The following is a 17,211-nucleotide window of genomic DNA, read 5'->3' on the forward strand; positions in this document are numbered from 1 at the left end:
ACGAGGCAGAGAACTCACACGACCCCCTAGGAGCCTAGCCCTTGCCGGCGATTGGTAGCCGTACCGTGGTTTCGCAAAATGCCCACCCTCGCCCTGACAGAGTTTTTCTAAGTCTCGATAAAAAGGAAAATCAATGCGCCCCCTGCTGTTGCTGATTACTCTCTGCCTCGCTCTGCCCGCCCACGCCGAAGGATTCATCAGCCGCCTGCTGAACAAGCCAGTACCTGGCGGCGTTGCCGTGGTCGACCTCGGTGCCTCGGCCAGTGCACCCAGCGCAACCTACCAGGGCAAACCGGTATTGGTGATCCACGAAGACCAACAACGCTGGATCGCCATCGTCGGCATTCCCCTGAGCGTGAAACCCGGCACCCAGCAGATCGAGTCGGCCGGCCAGCGTTTGAGTTTCCAGGTGGGCAGCAAGACATACGTCGAGCAGCGCATCACCATCAAGAACCAGCAACAGGTCAATCCCAACGCCGCCAACCTCAAGCGCATCGAGCGGGAACTGGCCGAGCAGACCCGCGCCTACCAGCAGTTCAGCCCCCGCCAGCCGAGCAACCTGCTGTTCGACAAACCGGTCAACGGCCCGCTGTCGAGCCCCTTCGGCCTGCGCCGTTTCTTCAATGGCGAGGAACGCAACCCGCACTCCGGGCTGGATTTCGCCGCCAACCGTGGCACGCCGATCAAGGCCCCTGCGGCTGGCAAGGTGATCCTGGTGGGCGATTATTTCTTCAACGGCAAGACCGTTTTCGTCGACCACGGCCAGGGGCTGATCAGCATGTTCTGCCACCTGTCCGAGATCGGCGTGAAGGTCGGCGACGAACTGCCACGTGGTGGCGTACTCGGCAAGGTCGGCGCCACCGGCCGCGCCACTGGGCCGCACCTGCACTGGAACGTAAGCCTCAATGACGCCCGGGTCGACCCGGCGATCTTCATCGGCCAGTTCAAGCCCTGATGCCTTGACTCTAGGGTCTGCTCCCGTTTCGGCGCGGCCGTGAGTGAAACGGCAACAGCCCCTGGCCAATACAGACTCAACTCATGCGTTCTAGACTGGTCGATATGTCGTGCCCACCCGGTTCGAGGTGAAGAGCGGCATCAATAGCAGCGGGAGCATGCAATGGATTTCAAGGATTACTACGCCGTACTCGGTGTTGCCGAGGATGCCGACGAGAAAGCCATCAAGACGGCCTATCGCAAACTGGCGCGCCAGTACCATCCCGATGTCAGCAAGGAAAGCAACGCCGAAGACAAATTCAAGGAAGTGGCCGAAGCCTACGAGGTACTGCGCAGCCCGGAGAAGCGGGCCGAGTACGACCAGTTGAAACGCTACGGGCAAAGCGGCCAGCCCTTCGAAGCGCCGCCAGGCTGGCAGCCTCGCGGCAATCCGGGGGGCGCTGGCGAACACTTCGACGGCGACTTCTCCGAATTCTTCGAATCCCTGTTCGGCGCCCGGCGCCAGGGCGGCGGCGCGCGCCAGGCGCAGCGGGGCCAGGATGTGGAAATGGAACTGCCGCTGTTCCTCGAGGAGATCCTCGGCGAGCAGAACAAGAGCATCCGCTACACGCTCCCCGAATACGATGAATTCGGCCGGCGTGTCGGCAGCCAGGACAAGAGCCTGAACGTCAGGATTCCCGCCGGTGTCGCCAACGGCGAGCGGATCCGCCTCAAGGGGCAAGGCACTCCGGGCCTTGGCGGTGCGGCGAACGGCGACCTGTACCTGCAGGTACGCCTGGTGCCGCATCCGCTGTTCGATGTCGAAGGCCGGGATCTGCTGCTCACCGTACCGCTGGCGCCCTGGGAAGCAGCGCTCGGTGCCAAGGTGGAAATACCCACTCTGGGCGGACGTCTCAACCTGAGCATTCCGGCCAATAGCCAGACCGGGCAGCGCCTGCGCCTCAAGGGCAAGGGCCTGCCGGAGAAACAGGCCACCGGCGACCTCTACGCGGTGCTCAAGGTGGTCATGCCGAAATCGGCCGATGCGACCACCCAGGCGTTGTGGAAGCAACTGGCCGACGCCGATTCCTTCGATCCACGGGCCGACTGGAGCAAACGCGCATGAACGACGTCCTGATCGTACAGTTGAGCCTGGAAGAATGCTGCCAGGCCACTCATCTTTCCGTGGAGACCCTGATCGAACTGGTCGAACACGGCATCGTCGAGCCCCAGGGGCCCGAGCCCCGCCACTGGCGCTTCGACAGCGAGGCACTGAGTGTGCTGCGGCATGCCGCCCGCCTGCGTCGCGAACTGGAGCTGGACTGGGCGGCGATCGCCCTGGCCCTGGATCTGCTCGCCGAGGTGAAGACGTTGCGCGCGGAAAACCAGCGATTGCGGCGCCGGCTCGAGCGCTTTACCGACTGAAAACAGCCGCTCGATCGCTGTGCACCTACGAGCAACGGGACTTCGCCCTGCCGCGCGTCCCGCTCCCCCATTGCGCCTCCGCGCTGCCGCGCGGGGGCGTTCTTCACGGTGCACACCCGGCATCACTTGCCCGGCTTGGGCACCTTCTCCAGGCGATGCAGTTCGCCGATCAGACAATGCTCGGGAAAGCCGCTGCCGTCGCGCGAGACGATGCGATCCAGACGCGTCAGCGAGCCCACGGTGGTGCTGAAGCCCAGGTTATTGCTGAAGCTCAGGTTGCGGCAGGGCCGGGAAAAGGTCACCAGATGGGCACGCCCGGGGCCGTCGTCGAGAATGATGTGAGTCTTGTCCAGGTACTGCCAGCCGTCGATCCGGTAACTCTGGATGGAGTCCACCGGCTCGCCCTCGCGGTACCCCAGTTTGGCCAGGCGCTCCGGCAACGGCAGGCTCTCGTCGCGCACGGGTGATTGTGAGCAGGCGGCCAGCGCCAGTCCGGCGAACAGTACGGCGGCGTATTCAAACCTTTTCATCTTCCTGCCTCTCCAGCGAAGCGATTCTCTATACAGACCCGAATGTAACCAATGGTTCGCATACGATCATCGGCAGGCTGCGTTTGCTATCGTACGCGCCTGCCGCACTCTGGCCTGCGCGGCAAGCTGCCATGAAACAAGCGAGGAACGCGATGAAAGAGCAATACCAAGCCACATTGGAGTGGCTACAGAATTACCCCGAACTGCATACGCTGATCAGCCTGAGCCTGCTGATCCTCGGCGCCTGGATCGCCAACTGGATCGTCAAACGCATCCTGGTGCGTGGCCTGTACCGTGCACTGAGATCGACCAGCATCGGCCAGGACAAGGTGCTGGCCGATGCCCATGTAGTCAAGCGCCTGGCCAATATCGTTCCGGCGCTGATCCTGGCCAGCGGTATCAAGGTGGTTCCGCACCTGCCGGCTGCGGTGGTCACGGTGGTGGACAACGTCTGCAGCGCGTTCATCATCCTCACCATCGCCCTGGCGATCGGCGGTGCGCTGAACCTGATCAACACGCTCTACCAGCGCCGTCCCAATGCCCATCTGAAGCCGATCAAGGGCTATGTCCAGGTCGTCACCATCGTCATCTATGTGCTCGCGGCGATTCTCATGGTCGCCGCGCTGATCGACCGCTCGCCGCTGATCCTGCTCTCCGGCCTCGGCGCCATGGCTGCGGTACTGATGTTGATCTTCCAGGACACCCTGCTGTCGTTGGTGGCCAGCGTGCAGATCTCTTCCAGCGATATCGTCCGCGTCGGCGACTGGATCGAGATGCCGCAACTGAATGCCGATGGCGACGTGATCGATATCGCCCTGCACACCGTCAAGGTGCAGAACTGGGACAAGACCATCACCACCATCCCGACCAAACGCTTCATCAGCGACCCGTTCAAGAACTGGCGAGGCATGCAGGAGTCCGGTGGTCGCCGGATCAAACGTGCCTTGTACCTGGATCAAACCAGCGTGCGTTTTCTCAGCCCGGACGAAATCGCCCACCTGCAGCGCTTCCTGCTACTCGGCCAATACCTGAGCAACAAGCAGAGCGAATTGCTCAGTTGGAACGCCGAACTGGCCGAGGCCGCCCAGGAACCGGCCAACACGCGCCGGGTGACCAACCTCGGCACCTTCCGTGCCTACGTGGAGCACTACCTGCGCCAGCATCCGGGCATCAACCAGAACATGACGCAGATCGTCCGCCAGCTGCAGCCCACCGCCGACGGCCTGCCGCTGGAGCTGTACTGCTTCACCAACACCGTGGCCTGGGTGCCGTACGAGGGCTATCAGTCGGATATCTTCGATCACCTGCTGGCGATCCTCCCGGAATTCGGCCTGCGGGTGTTCCAGCACCCGAGCGGTACCGATATGCGCGAGCTGCGTCCGACCCTGCACACCGGGAGCTGAATGGCAGAAACCGGGCGTGCCGGGATGCCAGGTCTTCCATCGCAATACAGCGACTTAAATAACGAAAATACCGCAATAAAAAACCACCAATGATTCATCATTGGTGGTTTTCACCAATTTTTCAGGCAGGCTTGCCAGCTTTCCCCTCACTGGGTAGGGTTAGCCACATGAACGTCTCGCAAACCCTCATCCTTCTCCGGCAACACGCCAATCTCTGCCTGGTCGCTCAGCGACTGCGTGGCTGAATCGAACGTCCTCATCCCCTTCTTCATCTTTTGTTTTCAGTACGGCCACCGCAGGCCCTCGCCCTCAGGATTTTTCAATGAGCATGCTCAAAGACCCGTCGCAGAAGTACCGTCCGTTCACTCAGATTCAGATTCCGGATCGCACCTGGCCGGACAAGATCATCGACCAGGCGCCGATCTGGCTGTCCACTGACCTGCGTGACGGCAACCAGTCGCTGATCGAGCCGATGGATGCCGAGAAGAAGATGCGCTTCTTCAAGTGTCTGGTGGACGTGGGCCTGAAGGAAATCGAAGTGGGCTTCCCGTCCGCCTCGCAGACCGATTTCGACTTCGTGCGCGAACTGATCGAAGGCGGCCACATTCCCGACGACGTCACCATTCAGGTGCTGACCCAGGCCCGTGACGATCTCATCGAGCGCACCTTCGAATCGCTCAAGGGCGCCAAGAAAGCCATCGTTCACTACTACAACGCCTGTGCGCCGAGCTTCCGCAAGATCGTCTTCAACCAGGACAAGGCGGGCGTCAAAGCCATCGCCGTGGCCGCCGGCACCACCATCAAGCGCCTGGCCGATGCCGCACCGGAAACCGCGTGGGGCTTCGAATATTCGCCTGAAGTGTTCAGCTCCACCGAAATCGACTTCGCCGTCGAGGTGTGCAACGCGGTGATCGAGGTGTTCCAGCCGACTCAGGCGAACAAACTGATCCTCAACCTGCCCGCCACCATCGAGTGCGCTACGCCGAACAACTATGCCGACCAGATCGAATGGTTCGGCCGTCATATCGACAAGCGCGACAGCGTGCTGATCAGCGTGCACACCCACAACGACCGCGGCACTGGCGTTGCAGCCTCGGAGCTGGCAGTGATGGCCGGCGCGGATCGCGTCGAAGGCTGCCTGTTCGGTAACGGCGAGCGTACCGGCAACGTCTGCCTGGTAACCCTGGCGCTGAACCTCTACACCCAGGGCGTCGACCCGCAGCTGAACTTCTCCGACATCGACACCGTGCGCAAGGTGGTCGAGGAATGCAACCAGTTGCCGGTGCACCCGCGTCACCCTTATGTCGGTGATCTGGTGCACACCGCGTTCTCCGGCTCGCACCAGGACGCCATCCGCAAGGGCTTCGCCCAGCAGAAGGAAGGCCAGGTGTGGGAAGTGCCGTACCTGCCGATCGATCCGGCCGATATCGGCCGCGATTACGAGGCGGTGATCCGCGTCAACAGTCAGTCCGGCAAGGGCGGCATCACCTTCCTGCTCGAACAGGAATACGGCATCAACCTGCCGCGTCGCATGCAGATCGAGTTCAGCCAGGTCGTTCAGGGCGAGACCGATCGCCTGGGCCTGGAAATGACTGCCGGGCAGATTCATGGCCTGCTCGAACGCGAATACCTGCAAGCCAAGGCGCCTTATGAGCTGAAAGGCCACCGCCTGCAGGAAGAGAACGGCGACAGCAACGTCGAGGTGCAAGTGCAGGTGGACGGCACAGTGCAGCGCTGGAATGGCGCAGGCAAGGGAGCGCTGGAAGCCCTGGTGTCGAGCGTACCGTTACCGGTGGAAATCATGGATTACCACGAGCACGCGATTGGCGGTGGCGCCAACGCCAAAGCGGCCTGCTACATCGAGATCCGTCTCGACGGCCAACGCCCGCTGCACGGCATCGGTATCGACGAGAACATCACCACCGCGAGCTTCCGCGCCCTGTTCAGCGCCCTCAACCGCGCCGTTCGCCAGGCCGACGGGAAAACCCAGGCAGCCTGACGGTCAGCCTATAACCGACAAAGGGACGCCGCGGCGTCCCTTTGTCGTTTCTGCAATCTATGAATCGCAGGCAAGACGCGCTCCTCCAGACACTGAACCGCGAAGGTGAACGTGATCTCGCTCGTTAGTGGCAAGCCAATCTCGGTTGAAGCATTGACCGTCTAGCGTCGCTTGCGTCTGGCACTTCGGCTGCCAGCAAGGCTACAACCGTCAATCTTGTCGAAGCGCCTGAAGGTAGGCACAGAACATGTTGGCCATCGCATCGGCATAGGCTTTGATTTCGGCCTTGGTTCGCCGAGTTTGGGAAAAGCTGTTACCCACGCTGCTGAGCGTCGTGAAAATGAGATCGCCCGCCAGATCGCGGGATGCAGCGGACGCCTTCGGCAAGGCTTCCATCATGAAGGCATCGATCATCTGATCGCCTTCGGCCCGGGCCTGGCGCGCCTCCGGGCTGTCGCGATAGAGCGGAGCCGCATCATTGAGCGCACCGCGAAGCTCGGCTTCTTCGCACTCGGAGCGAAGGAAGGCATGCACGAGGGTACGCAGGCGCTCCAAGTGCGGCGTACCGGCATCTTCGAGGATGTTTCGCAGCATCTTGGCCGTCTGCATCCACTCATCGACCTGGAGACGGAACAGGATCGATGCCTTGTTGGGAAAATACTGATAGATCGACCCGACGCTGACGCCGGCCTTCTCGGCGACGCGCGCCGTGGTGAATCGGGTGACGCCTTCCTGGGCCAGAATCTGGGCGGCGGCTTCCAGGATGGCTGTGACCAGTTCGGTCGAACGCGCCTGCTGGGGTTGCTTGCGCGAGGATATCTGCGGACGGCTGCGGGTGGTCATGGTGGTGTGGCGCAAGTCTCGGTGCACGGAAATCCGATCGGGTTACCGCATCCTTAAATGCGATTAATTATTCGCATAGTAGCGCAGCATGGATCATCGCCTCAATCCTTGATCGGCCGTTGTGGTCGCCGGAGCACACGCACACTGGCGGCTCCCTGATACCTCCCTGGGGGCGCCCCTCTCAAGGCGCGTCCCCATCATGCGTTGCAACGAAGCCCCCCGCTTTCCTGACGAAAAACCTGAGTCTTCGGCATCTCTCCGGTCTCGGTGGACACGACTTGATCATCTCAACCACCGTGTTTTCAGGGGATACCCAGTGATTCGCACCTCGGTTCGGGATGGAAGAAAACGCGAACTCCAATGCGAATTTCTAACCTGAAGGGTTCGTCATATTATTTCCCTAATGCGAATTATTAATCGCATTTCAGGTGACTCCCCCAAAGCCCTTCCTCCCCCCAACCTGGATAGGACAACTCCATGACCTCAACACTGACCAACGCACCGCTGGCGCCCTTGCTGGATCGCCTGTTCAAGCAAGCCGAGCAGGCGACCAGTCCTGCACTGGCTGGCATCTCCCGCGAGGAGCGCGAGCTCCTGATGAGCAGCAAGACCGAATACCTCGACTTCTATAGCCGCGCCAAGGACTTGTGGCTGCCCGTTTCGCGCGAGACCGGGGTGCTGCTGTACCAACTGGCACGCAGCACGAACGCGCACAACATCGTCGAGTTCGGCACCTCGTTCGGACTCTCGACCCTGTACCTGGCGGCGGCGCTGCGCGACAACGGCGGCGGTCGCCTGATCGGTAGCGAGTTCGAGCCATCGAAGGTCGCCAAAGCTCGCCAGCATCTTGTCGAAGGCAGAGTGGACGACCTGGTCGAAATCCGCGAAGGCGATGCCCTGAAAACGCTGGCCACCGGCCTTCCCGAGTCCATCGACCTGCTACTGCTCGATGGCGCCAAGTCGATCTATTGCGAAATTCTCGATCTGCTCGAAAACCGCCTGCGGCCCGGCGCTCTGATCGTTGCCGACAACGCCGACTACAGCCCGGAGTACCTGGCGCGTGTGCGCTCCCCGGAAAACGGCTACCTGTCCGTACCGTTCGGCGAGGACGTGGAACTGTCGATCCGGCTGGCCTGAATCGACATCCAAACAGGAGATTTCGCAATGCACGTATTTGTCACGGGTACCACGGGTTGGGTCGGCTCTGCCGTGGTCGAGGATTTGCTCGCTGCCGGCCACCAGGTCACGGGCTTGGCCCGTTCCGCCGCCAAGGCGGACTCGCTCACTGCGACGGGCGCGAAGATCGTCCATGCCACGCTCGTCGATCTGGATCAGCCCGGCTACTGCGTCGGCTGACCCGCAATATTGGCTTTCCAGGTAATCCCATGTCCCCAAATCAAACTCGACCTTCGCCGACTCCGGCGATGACATCTTCTTCCAGTGCCAATGTCTTCGTGACGTTGCTGCCCATTACGCTGGCGGTCTTCATCGCCTTTCTCACCATCGGGTTGCAGATGCCGGTACTGCCGCTGCACCTGCACGAAACCCTCGGCGTGGGCACGCTGGTGATCGGCCTGGTCATCGGCTTGCAGTTCGTCGTGGCTCTACTGTCCCGCCCGTGGGCGGGCAATCTTGCTGACCTGCGCGGCGCCAAGCGCGCGGTGATCATCGGCTGCCTGTTTACAGCCGGTTCTGGCTTGGCCTATCTGGCCTCACTGGTCTTCGCGGCGGCACCGGCCACGTCGGTATGGATCGTGGTACTGGGCCGCATCCTGCTGGCTCTGGGCGAAAGCCTCATTGTCACCGGAGCGCTGGGCTGGTCCCTCGGATTGGTCGGGTCGCAGAATGCGGGCAAGGTAATGGCTTGGGTCGGCATTGCGATTTATGCCGCCTATGCACTGGGTGCCCCCCTCGGTGTCGCGATAAACGCTCGGTGGGACTTTATCGGCATTGCGGTGTCCGTGATGGCGCTGCCTGTTCTGGCTGCGGCCTTGGCGTCGGGCGTGCGCGCAGTCGCGCCTTCGGCAACCCGTAGAACACCGTTCTACAAGGTGCTGGGCGCGGTGTTCTGGCCTGGGATGGGACTGGCGCTGTCCAGCGTGGGTTTCGGCCTGATCACGGCTTTCATTGCCCTCCTGTTTGCGGCCAAGCAGTGGGGTGACTCATCGCTGGCATTCACTGCCTTTGGATTGGCCTTCATTGGCGCACGCCTTTTCTTCGGCCATCTGCCGGACAAATTGGGGGGCGCGAAGGTGGCGCTGGTGAGTGTCGCCATCGAGGCGGTCGGGCAGTTGTTCATCTGGGGCAGCGATACAGCATCTATCGCTTATCTGGGTGCGGCGCTGACTGGATTCGGATACTCGCTCGCCTTTCCTGGCTTTGGCGTGGAAGCCGTGCGCCGCGCGCCGCCGCAGACCCGCAGCCTGGCGATGGGTGCTTATGTGGCGTTCCTGGACATCGCGCTGGGCATCACGAGCCCACTGGCCGGCGCATTGGCCAGTGCACAGGGGGTTGCCTCGGTCTATCTGGCGGGAGCCATCACCGTCGCGTTGGCACTGATCATCGCCTTCCGACTGCTTTCCGATAGGCCGGCAACGACAGGACAGGCTGACAACGGGAGAGCACCATGAAATTACTTTCCATCCTCGACAAGCCAGTTACTGGATCACGCGCCGAGCCTGTTCGACGGTCAACTCCCAGACACGAGCTTGCGGCGTTCGCCCGCGTTGGCGCGATACTGGGACATGAACACCTTGCGCTCGGCAGGTGTAATTTTGCAAAGGAAACCGGGCGCTGGGGTATCGCGCAACTCGACGGCCTACGCCTGGAGCCAGTGTTGAAGTCATCATGAAATTGAAAGGTGCGCGGCATCATCGACAGTGCAGCCGAGACTTGACGTTCGCCCTCAAATGAAACATCGTAAGTTACATAAGAGTCAGAACCAGCGTTTCTCTGATTATGCGTACTTCGCGACAGATTATCGGGAAGCCCGACATGCCTCTGCGCCGAGGCAATTTCATCGCACCATGGCACGTCAGATGGAGCCATCCAATGAATCCGTTTTCCGATTCAACGCTCGTATCCACCTATGCCGAAAGAACGGCGAAGATCGTACCCGGCCTGCACGATCTGCATGCAATGGCGAGCATATTGCTGGCCGAATACGCACCTACTGACGCACATATCCTGGTTCTCGGCGCTGGTGGAGGGCTGGAGTTGAAGGCCTTTGCCGAGCGGCAGCCGGACTGGCGTTTCGACGGAGTGGATCCGTCTGCAGAAATGCTGCAATTGGCTGACAAGATCCTTGGCCCGCTCGCGTCGCGCGTACGCTTGCACGAAGGCTATATCGACACGGCTCCTGTGGGGCCTTTCGATGCCGCAACCTGCCTGCTGACCCTACATTTTCTACCGCAAGCCGAACGTCTCGAGACACTGCAGGCCATCCACCAGCGGCTGAAACCCGGTGCCCCACTCGTCGTTGCTCACCACAGTTTCCCCAACGAAGGCAGCGATAAGGACAAATGGCTTTCGCGCTACATGGCGTTCGCGAACGCTGCCGGAGGGCTCAAGGAACCTGCGCAAAGCAGTGTTGCCTCGATCAGGAACCGGCTTCCCGCGCTCTCACCGGAACAGGATGTGGATCTGCTCCGTGAGGCGGGATTCAGGCAGGTCGAGATGTTCTACTGCGCGTTCACATTCAAGGGTTGGGTGGCTTATAAAACGTGAATGCGGCATTGGCATGCAATGAGCCAACCCTTATCGCGTGTCCGCCCTTCCCTCGCCGGCTTCGAAGACGCTTAGCGCGCTTGACGCTGCTCGGCATACGCCTGGCATGCATCGCGGAACGCCTGGAACAGCTTCAGCGACTCCGGGTTTTCGGCAAAACGCCACTCCGGGTGCCACTGCACGCCGATCAGGAAACCGGGCGAATCCGGCACCGACACCGCCTCCACCAGGCCATCGGGCGCCCGGGCCTCGATACGCAGGCTGTCGGCCAGACGATCGATACCCTGGCTGTGCAGGGAGTTGACCTGAAACTGCGACGGCAGGCCGATACGCTCGAACGCCCCGCCCGGCTGTACGGTGACCGTGTGCTGCGGCGCGTACTGCTCGGCGACCGACTCGCTTTGCGGCTCACGATGATCCAGATAGCCCGGCAGTTCCTGGACACGCTGGTGCAGGGTGCCGCCGAGGGTCACGTTGAGTTCCTGGAAACCGCGGCAGATGCAGAACACCGGCACGCCCTTCTCGATGGCCAGGCGCAGCAGCGGCAAGGTATTGGCGTCGCGACGCGGGTCGTGTTGAGTGCCTTCGATGCTGGGCGTGCCCTGGTAATGACGTGGCTCGACATTGGAGGGCGAACCGGTGAACAGGATGCCATCCAGTTGATCGAGCAGTTGATGCGGATCGCTCGGCGTGCTGCGCGCCGGCAGTACCAGCGGCAGGCCAGCGTAAGCCGCCGCCTCGACGTATTTGTCGCCGACGGTGTGCGAATCGTACTTGCCAAGTTGCTGCCGGCAGGCAGTAACGCCGATCAGGGGCATACGGGTCATGTTGACTCTCCGCAATGTGACTTGAAACCTGTTCACGAATCTTTATCTGCTCGTGAAGCACGGGATAGAACGACAAATTGGGCGCTACGTAGGGTGGGCCGGGCCGCGCAGGTGAAGCGTCGTCCACCCTACGAAAGCTGCTCCCATCATCAACAGGCTAAATCCCCAGGCGATCACGCAACTGGTAGTAAACGGCGCCCAGGGCCGTGAACGGCACACGCAGTAACTGCCCGCCAGGGAACGGGTAATGCGGCAGGCCGGCGAAGGCGTCGAAACGCTCGGCCTGGCCGCGCAGGGCTTCGGCCAGCACCTTGCCGGCCAGGTGCGTGTAGGTCACACCATGACCACTGCAGCCCTGGGAGTAGTAGATGTTGTCGCCGATGCGGCCGACCTGGGGCAGGCGCGACAGGGTCAGCAGGAAGTTGCCCGTCCAGGTGTAATCGATCTTCACGTCCTTGAGCTGCGGGAAGGTCTTGAGCAGCTTGGGTCGGATGATCGCTTCGATGTCCGCCGGGTCGCGGGCACCGTAGACCACGCCGCCGCCGTAGATCAGGCGCTTGTCGGCGCTGAGGCGGTAGTAGTCGAGCAGGTAGTTGCAGTCTTCCACGCAGTAATCCTGCGGCAGCAGGCTATGGGCAAGCTCGTCCGACAGCGGCTCGGTGGCGAGTACCTGGGTACCGCAGGGCATCGATTTGGCCGCCAGCTCCGGCATCAGACCGCCAAGGTAGGCGTTGCCTGCCACCACCACGAACTTGGCCTTCACCTGACCGTTCGGCGTGTGCACGACGGGCTGCGGGCCACGGTCGATGCGGGTGGCCGGGCTCTGCTCGTAGATCGCGCCCCCCAGGGACGCCACTGCAGCGGCTTCCCCCAGGGCCAGGTTGAGCGGGTGGATATGGCCGCCGCTCATGTCCAGCATGCCACCGACATAACGGTCGGTGCCGACCACTTCGCGGATGCGGCGCTCGTCCATCAGCTCCAGTTGGGTATGGCCGTAGCGCTCCCAAAGCTTCTTCTGAGACTCGAGGTGGCCCATCTGCTTGGCGGTGATGGCAGCGAACACGCCACCATCCTTCAGGTCGCACTGGATGCCGTACTTGGCGACCCGCTCACGGATGATGCGCCCGCCTTCGAAGGCCATCTCGCCAAGTAGTTGTGCCTGGCGCGCGCCGACCTGACGCTCGATGACGTCGATGTCGCGACTGTAGCTGTTGACGATCTGCCCACCGTTACGCCCCGAGGCACCGAAGCCGACCTTGGCGGCCTCCAGAACGGTGACGCGAAAGCCATGCTCGAGCAGGAACAGCGCCGTGGACAGGCCCGTGTAACCGGCGCCGATGATGCAGACATCCGTCTCGACGGATTCGCCGAGCGTGGGGTAGTCGACCCGCGGGTTGCGCGAGGCGGCGTAGTAACTGTCGATGTGTTGAGTCATGTGAAACTCCCTAAAAACTCCAAAGTTTCCGCTCTGGATATGAACCCTATCGAGACATCGCGAGCCAGAGCCAGGCAAGGCGCTACGTTAGTGACAGCCTCCGGGCGGTCAAGGCAGGCAAGGAAGCGGGCTGGTCGCATGCACCCGCCTCGACATCCAGGCTGCAGTGGCGCTGCTCCCAGTCCTGGCGGGTGATGTCTGTCATGCTCGCCGCTCCGTCAGACCGTGTGCAGGTACCAGTTGTACTCAAGATCGGAAATGGTCGTCTCGAACTCGTGCATTTCCGCTTCCTTGCAGGCGACGAAGATGTCGATGTACTCCGGGCGGATGTACTTGTTCATCACTTCGCTGTCGTCCAGTTCGCGCAAGGCATCGCGCAGGTTGTTCGGCAGGCTCTGCTCCAGCTGCTCGTAGGAGTTGCCCGCGATCGGCTCGCCCGGCTCCAGCTGGTTGGTCAGGCCGTGGTGAATACCGGCGAGGATCGACGCCATCATCAGGTACGGGTTGGCATCGGCGCCGGCTACGCGGTGCTCGATACGAATGGCATCGCTGCTGCCGGTGGGTACGCGTACCGCCACGGTGCGGTTATCCAGGCCCCAACTCGGCGCGTTCGGCACGTAGAACTGGGCGCCGAAACGGCGGTACGAGTTGACGTTAGGGCACAAGAACGCCATCGAAGCAGGCATGGTTTCCAGGATGCCGGCGATGGCATGGCGCAGCGGTGCGTGCTGCTCCGGGTCATCGGTGGCGAAGATGTTCTCGCCGGTTTTCTTGTCGAGCAGCGAGATGTGCACGTGCAGGCCGTTGCCCGCCTGACCCGGGTAGGGCTTGGCCATGAAGGTCGAGTCCATCTCATGGTCGTAGGCGATGTTCTTGATCAGGCGCTTGAGCAACACGGCGTAGTCGCAGGCCTTGATCGCGTCCTCGACGTGGTGCAGGTTGACCTCGAACTGCGCCGGGGCGCTTTCCTTGACGATGGCGTCGGCCGGCAGATCCTGCTCCTTGGCGGCTTCGAGCATGTCCTGCAGGCAATCGACGTATTCGTCGAGATCGTCGATCAGGTAGACCTGAGTGGAAATCGGGCGCTTGCCGGAAATGGGCGAACGCGGCGGTTGCGGACGGCCGTTCACGTTCTCCTGGTCGATCAGGTAGAACTCCAGCTCGAAGGCTGCGCAAATGATCAGGCCGAGTTCGTCGAACTTCTCCACTATCTGACGCAAGACCTCGCGGGGATCAGCGAAGAACGGCTTGCCGTCCAGCTCGTGCATGGTCATCAGCAACTGTGCGGTCGGGCGCTTCTGCCAGGGCTCCTTGCACAGCGTGTCGGGAATCGGGTAGCAGATGCGGTCGGAGTCGCCGATATCCAGGCCGAGACCAGTGCTTTCCACGGTCGAACCGTTGATATCCAGGGCGAACAGCGACGCAGGCAGATTGACGCCCTTTTCATAGACCTTGTACAGGCTGGCGCGCTCGACACGCTTGCCGCGCACGATGCCGTTCATGTCGGTGATCAGCAGATCGACGTACTGAATCTCCGGGTGATCCTTGAGAAAGGTGTTCGCCTCGTTGAGTTGGACGACACGGGGGATAACCGAAGTCATGGAAAATCATTCCTTTTGGCTCGGCGCGCCCGAGGAAGACATCTCACGAGCCTGGCGCCTCTTATTCTGGGTATTTGATTCTAGGCAACGCCCTGAGTATAAGTGGGCGCATACGCAACCGATACTGGCATTTAGACAATTCATGATTGCATCGACGCAATACCAGATCAGCCATGCCGACCTCGCCCTGGTACTCGCTCTGGTGCGCGGGCGCTCTCTGGCGCGGGCCGCAGAACAACTGCATGTGGACGTTTCCACGGTGTTCCGTGCCATCCGCAAACTGGAGGCCAGTCTCGGCGTCGCGTTGTTCGAGAAAAGCCGCCGCGGCTACATGCCGACCCAGAGCGCCCAGGCCCTGGCCGAACAGGCCGAACGTGCGGAGCAGGCCCTGGATGCCGCGCGCATTGCCCTGCAGCATGGCGAGAAAGTCATCAGCGGCACCGTGCGCCTGACCTGCACCGACGCCGTGCTGCAAAACCTGCTGCTGCCCAGCCTGGCCGAACTGATGCCGCGTTACCCGGCGTTGTCTCTGGAGTTGGCGACCACCAATACCTTCGCCAACCTCAGCCGTCGCGACGCCGATATCGCCCTGCGTCTGTCCAACGCACCGCCCGAGCACCTGGTTGGCCGGCAACTGGGGCACACCGCCTATTACATCTGCGGCCGCCCCGAACACCGCGAGCTTTTCCTGCAGGCCCCCACCTCGGTGCCATGGATCGCTCCGGACGACTCCATGCCCGATCACATCACCGTGACCTGGCGGCATCAGGTATACCCCAGCCTGGTGCCCCGCTACCGCTGCAGCAGCATGTCGGCGGTAGCTACGCTGGTGCAGGCGGGTCTTGGTATCGCTGCCCTGCCCGACTTCATGGCCCGTAGCCTGGATGGCGTGCAGCGCCTGAGCGAGGCGCTGGTCGACTGCGATACCGATCTTTGGCTGCTGACACGCCCCGATTGCCTGGCCCTGCGCTCGGTACAGACCCTGTTCGATCAGCTCACGCCGCTGCTTCGGGCGCGGCTGAATACGCGCTAGGGCCTGCTCAGGAGAAGGTACAAACACCATCGCGGCCTACCGCAGGAGCGGGGGCTCCTACGCAAGGTAAACAGGACGTTCATTCTGATCGTTAACGCTCGAGGCGCCATGAGCGCGATGGAGGATCAGGACAGAGCGCAGCAGGATTGTGCAATCTACCTGCAACCATCCTGAACTACGCTTATCCATCCCCCCGCGGCCATAACCGCCGCCTTGCGGCCCGGTTTCGCCCTCGCGAACCGGGCCGGTGTCGTTTCTGCGGCATGCGCGCGCGGCCAAGGCGTTTACCAGGCGAACCTCGCAAGCCGTCAGGCGGTCACAAGCTGACGCCCCATCAACTCGAGGAGCATTCGATGTCCAAACGCACTCTCGGTCAGTCCGGCCTGCAGGTCTCGCCCATCGCCTTCGGTGGCAACGTATTCGGCTGGACGCTGGACGAAGCGCAATCCTTCGCCATGCTCGACGCCATCGTCGACAACGGCCTCAACTTCATCGACACCGCCGACATGTACTCGGCCTGGGCCCCCGGCCACCAGGGCGGCGAGTCGGAAAGCATCATCGGCAAATGGCTGAAACGCAGCGGCAAGCGCGAGCGCATCGTGCTGGCGACCAAGGTCGGAATGGAAATGGGCCACGGCGGCAAAGGCCTCAAGGCAGACTACATCCAGAAAGCCGTGGAGGACTCGCTCAAGCGCCTGCAGACCGACTACATCGATCTGTATCAGGCCCATCAGGACGACATGGACACACCACTGGAAGAAACCCTGGGCGCCTTCTCCCGCCTGATCGTACAGGGCAAGGTGCGGGTGATCGGTGCATCCAACTACAGCGCCGAGCGCCTGCGCGAAGCGCACCAGGTGGCGCAGCGTCTCGGCGTGCCGAGCTACCAGAGCCTGCAGCCGCACTACAACCTGCACGCACGCAAAACCTATGAAGAAGAACTGGAACCGGTAGTGCAGGAACTCGGCATCGGCGTGATCAGCTACTTCTCCCTGGCCAGCGGCTTTCTCACCGGCAAGTACCGTACCCGCGAAGATATCACCGGTGCCCGCGCCGAGATGGTCAAGGGCTATATGGACGAACGCGGTGTGACCATCCTCTCGGCGCTGGACGAAGTCGCCGTAGCCCGTGACGCGACATCTGCCCAGGTCGCCCTGGCCTGGCTGATCGCCCGCCCGAGCATCACCGCGCCCATCGCCAGTGCCACCTCGAGCAAGCAGTTGGCCGACCTGGTCGCCTCCACTCGCCTGCAATTGAGCGAGGACGAGGTAACCATGCTCAACCAGGCCAGCGCGTACCAGGGATAGCTAGAAGGCGGAAGCGGACGGTTGTAGATACCGTCTTAACCTTCACCTCGCAATAGCGAGTTGCGGGTTAAAGGGTTGGCCGGATTTGAGCACCCCGTAAGCGATGCATAGCAGCTTGCGCATGGCCGCGCAGACGATCTGTTTGCCGG

The 17,211-nt window shown here is 62.0% G+C and carries 16 protein-coding genes and 2 pseudogenes; 11 read left to right on the plus strand and 7 right to left on the minus strand.

The genetic code is table 11. From position 1 onward, the window contains the following. Positions 1 to 133: 133 nt before the first annotated feature. From DNK10_RS23785 to DNK10_RS23795, 3 genes are all read left to right on the plus strand, one after another. Entirely contained in the window at positions 134 to 955 is an 822-nt protein-coding gene (locus DNK10_RS23785; protein ID WP_131193254.1) for a peptidoglycan DD-metalloendopeptidase family protein, read from the plus strand. 162 nt (positions 956 to 1,117) lie between these two features. Further along, entirely contained in the window at positions 1,118 to 2,059 is a 942-nt protein-coding gene (gene cbpA / locus DNK10_RS23790; protein ID WP_131193255.1) for a curved DNA-binding protein, read from the plus strand. After that, on the plus strand, positions 2,056 to 2,358 hold the full coding sequence (locus DNK10_RS23795; RefSeq protein ID WP_131181173.1) for a chaperone modulator CbpM: 303 nt from the start codon (positions 2,056 to 2,058) through the stop codon (positions 2,356 to 2,358). Before cbpA ends, DNK10_RS23795 begins: the two co-directional genes overlap by 4 nt. A 122-nt stretch (positions 2,359 to 2,480) precedes the next feature. Here the strand turns inward: DNK10_RS23795 and DNK10_RS23800 are convergent, their stop codons facing one another. Continuing rightward, positions 2,481 to 2,888 (minus strand): DUF6491 family protein, encoded by a 408-nt coding sequence (locus DNK10_RS23800; RefSeq protein ID WP_131181174.1) that lies wholly within the window; start codon positions 2,886 to 2,888, stop codon positions 2,481 to 2,483. Between the two features lie 152 nt (positions 2,889 to 3,040). Here DNK10_RS23800 and DNK10_RS23805 point away from each other — a divergent pair, with 152 nt between their 5' ends. Together DNK10_RS23805 and leuA are read left to right on the plus strand one after the other, a co-directional pair. Next, a complete protein-coding gene (locus DNK10_RS23805) occupies positions 3,041 to 4,291 on the plus strand; it encodes a mechanosensitive ion channel family protein (protein WP_131193256.1) in 1,251 nt (416 codons plus the stop codon). 322 nt (positions 4,292 to 4,613) lie between these two features. Continuing rightward, on the plus strand, positions 4,614 to 6,290 hold the full coding sequence (leuA, locus tag DNK10_RS23810; RefSeq protein WP_131193257.1) for a 2-isopropylmalate synthase: 1,677 nt from the start codon (positions 4,614 to 4,616) through the stop codon (positions 6,288 to 6,290). A 210-nt stretch (positions 6,291 to 6,500) separates the two neighbouring features. On the opposite strand, the gene DNK10_RS23815 is transcribed toward leuA, so the two are convergent. Next, entirely contained in the window at positions 6,501 to 7,133 is a 633-nt protein-coding gene (locus DNK10_RS23815) for a TetR/AcrR family transcriptional regulator (protein ID WP_131181177.1), read from the minus strand. Positions 7,134 to 7,610: 477 nt separating this feature from the next. Here DNK10_RS23815 and DNK10_RS23820 point away from each other — a divergent pair, with 477 nt between their 5' ends. The 3 genes from DNK10_RS23820 (at position 7,611) to DNK10_RS23830 (ending at position 9,763) form a co-directional block, all read left to right on the plus strand. Continuing rightward, positions 7,611 to 8,270, plus strand: a complete 660-nt coding sequence (locus DNK10_RS23820) for an O-methyltransferase (RefSeq protein ID WP_131181178.1) — start codon at positions 7,611 to 7,613, stop codon at positions 8,268 to 8,270. 27 nt (positions 8,271 to 8,297) lie between these two features. Next, on the plus strand, positions 8,298 to 8,489 hold the full coding sequence (locus DNK10_RS23825; protein WP_131193258.1) for an NAD(P)H-binding protein: 192 nt from the start codon (positions 8,298 to 8,300) through the stop codon (positions 8,487 to 8,489). 68 nt (positions 8,490 to 8,557) lie between these two features. Next, positions 8,558 to 9,763 carry an arabinose transporter gene (locus DNK10_RS23830; protein ID WP_208738864.1) on the plus strand — a complete coding sequence of 402 codons (1,206 nt, stop codon included), beginning with the start codon at positions 8,558 to 8,560 and terminating at the stop codon, positions 9,761 to 9,763. Positions 9,764 to 9,793: 30 nt separating this feature from the next. On the opposite strand, the pseudogene DNK10_RS26230 reads toward DNK10_RS23830, so the two are convergent. Next, positions 9,794 to 9,948, minus strand: a pseudogene (locus tag DNK10_RS26230) (integrase); the annotation flags it as partial. 236 nt (positions 9,949 to 10,184) lie between these two features. Here DNK10_RS26230 and DNK10_RS23840 point away from each other — a divergent pair. Next, complete coding sequence (locus tag DNK10_RS23840) at positions 10,185 to 10,859, plus strand: class I SAM-dependent methyltransferase (protein ID WP_131193260.1); 675 nt, start codon at positions 10,185 to 10,187, stop codon at positions 10,857 to 10,859. Positions 10,860 to 10,930: 71 nt separating this feature from the next. Here the strand turns inward: DNK10_RS23840 and DNK10_RS23845 are convergent, their stop codons facing one another. From DNK10_RS23845 to DNK10_RS23855, 3 genes are all read right to left on the minus strand, one after another. Continuing rightward, a complete protein-coding gene (locus tag DNK10_RS23845; protein WP_131193261.1) occupies positions 10,931 to 11,686 on the minus strand; it encodes a gamma-glutamyl-gamma-aminobutyrate hydrolase family protein in 756 nt (251 codons plus the stop codon). A gap of 157 nt (positions 11,687 to 11,843) precedes the next feature. Beyond that, entirely contained in the window at positions 11,844 to 13,121 is a 1,278-nt protein-coding gene (locus tag DNK10_RS23850; RefSeq protein ID WP_131193262.1) for an NAD(P)/FAD-dependent oxidoreductase, read from the minus strand. Between the two features lie 218 nt (positions 13,122 to 13,339). After that, entirely contained in the window at positions 13,340 to 14,722 is a 1,383-nt protein-coding gene (locus DNK10_RS23855) for a glutamine synthetase family protein (RefSeq protein ID WP_131193263.1), read from the minus strand. A 142-nt stretch (positions 14,723 to 14,864) separates the two neighbouring features. Between DNK10_RS23855 and DNK10_RS23860 the strand changes: the two genes are divergently transcribed. Next, positions 14,865 to 15,755, plus strand: a complete 891-nt coding sequence (locus tag DNK10_RS23860) for a LysR family transcriptional regulator (RefSeq protein ID WP_131193264.1) — start codon at positions 14,865 to 14,867, stop codon at positions 15,753 to 15,755. 353 nt (positions 15,756 to 16,108) lie between these two features. After that, positions 16,109 to 17,062 (plus strand): aldo/keto reductase, encoded by a 954-nt coding sequence (locus DNK10_RS23865; RefSeq protein WP_131193265.1) that lies wholly within the window; start codon positions 16,109 to 16,111, stop codon positions 17,060 to 17,062. 42 nt (positions 17,063 to 17,104) lie between these two features. Here the strand turns inward: DNK10_RS23865 and DNK10_RS26235 are convergent. Beyond that, positions 17,105 to 17,211: pseudogene (locus DNK10_RS26235) on the minus strand (IS110 family transposase); the annotation flags it as partial.

Origin of the sequence: Phytopseudomonas daroniae (assembly GCF_004327275.1) — a bacterium.
GTDB classification, from domain to species: domain Bacteria; phylum Pseudomonadota; class Gammaproteobacteria; order Pseudomonadales; family Pseudomonadaceae; genus Aquipseudomonas; species Aquipseudomonas daroniae.

What these genes read in the sequence shown, in the direction of transcription:
- DNK10_RS23855 (WP_131193263.1), bottom strand. Translation starts at nt 14,722, where the DNA reads ATGACTTCGGTTATCCCCCGTGTCGTCCAACTCAACGAGGCGAACACC.
- DNK10_RS23805 (WP_131193256.1), top strand. Translation starts at nt 3,041, where the DNA reads ATGAAAGAGCAATACCAAGCCACATTGGAGTGGCTACAGAATTACCCC.
- leuA (WP_131193257.1), top strand. Translation starts at nt 4,614, where the DNA reads ATGAGCATGCTCAAAGACCCGTCGCAGAAGTACCGTCCGTTCACTCAG.
- DNK10_RS23840 (WP_131193260.1), top strand. Translation starts at nt 10,185, where the DNA reads ATGAATCCGTTTTCCGATTCAACGCTCGTATCCACCTATGCCGAAAGA.
- DNK10_RS23845 (WP_131193261.1), bottom strand. Translation starts at nt 11,686, where the DNA reads ATGACCCGTATGCCCCTGATCGGCGTTACTGCCTGCCGGCAGCAACTT.
- DNK10_RS23800 (WP_131181174.1), bottom strand. Translation starts at nt 2,888, where the DNA reads ATGAAAAGGTTTGAATACGCCGCCGTACTGTTCGCCGGACTGGCGCTG.
- DNK10_RS23815 (WP_131181177.1), bottom strand. Translation starts at nt 7,133, where the DNA reads ATGACCACCCGCAGCCGTCCGCAGATATCCTCGCGCAAGCAACCCCAG.
- cbpA (WP_131193255.1), top strand. Translation starts at nt 1,118, where the DNA reads ATGGATTTCAAGGATTACTACGCCGTACTCGGTGTTGCCGAGGATGCC.
- DNK10_RS23795 (WP_131181173.1), top strand. Translation starts at nt 2,056, where the DNA reads ATGAACGACGTCCTGATCGTACAGTTGAGCCTGGAAGAATGCTGCCAG.
- DNK10_RS23825 (WP_131193258.1), top strand. Translation starts at nt 8,298, where the DNA reads ATGCACGTATTTGTCACGGGTACCACGGGTTGGGTCGGCTCTGCCGTG.
- DNK10_RS23830 (WP_208738864.1), top strand. Translation starts at nt 8,558, where the DNA reads ATGACATCTTCTTCCAGTGCCAATGTCTTCGTGACGTTGCTGCCCATT.
- DNK10_RS23850 (WP_131193262.1), bottom strand. Translation starts at nt 13,121, where the DNA reads ATGACTCAACACATCGACAGTTACTACGCCGCCTCGCGCAACCCGCGG.
- DNK10_RS23820 (WP_131181178.1), top strand. Translation starts at nt 7,611, where the DNA reads ATGACCTCAACACTGACCAACGCACCGCTGGCGCCCTTGCTGGATCGC.
- DNK10_RS23860 (WP_131193264.1), top strand. Translation starts at nt 14,865, where the DNA reads ATGATTGCATCGACGCAATACCAGATCAGCCATGCCGACCTCGCCCTG.
- DNK10_RS23785 (WP_131193254.1), top strand. Translation starts at nt 134, where the DNA reads ATGCGCCCCCTGCTGTTGCTGATTACTCTCTGCCTCGCTCTGCCCGCC.
- DNK10_RS23865 (WP_131193265.1), top strand. Translation starts at nt 16,109, where the DNA reads ATGTCCAAACGCACTCTCGGTCAGTCCGGCCTGCAGGTCTCGCCCATC.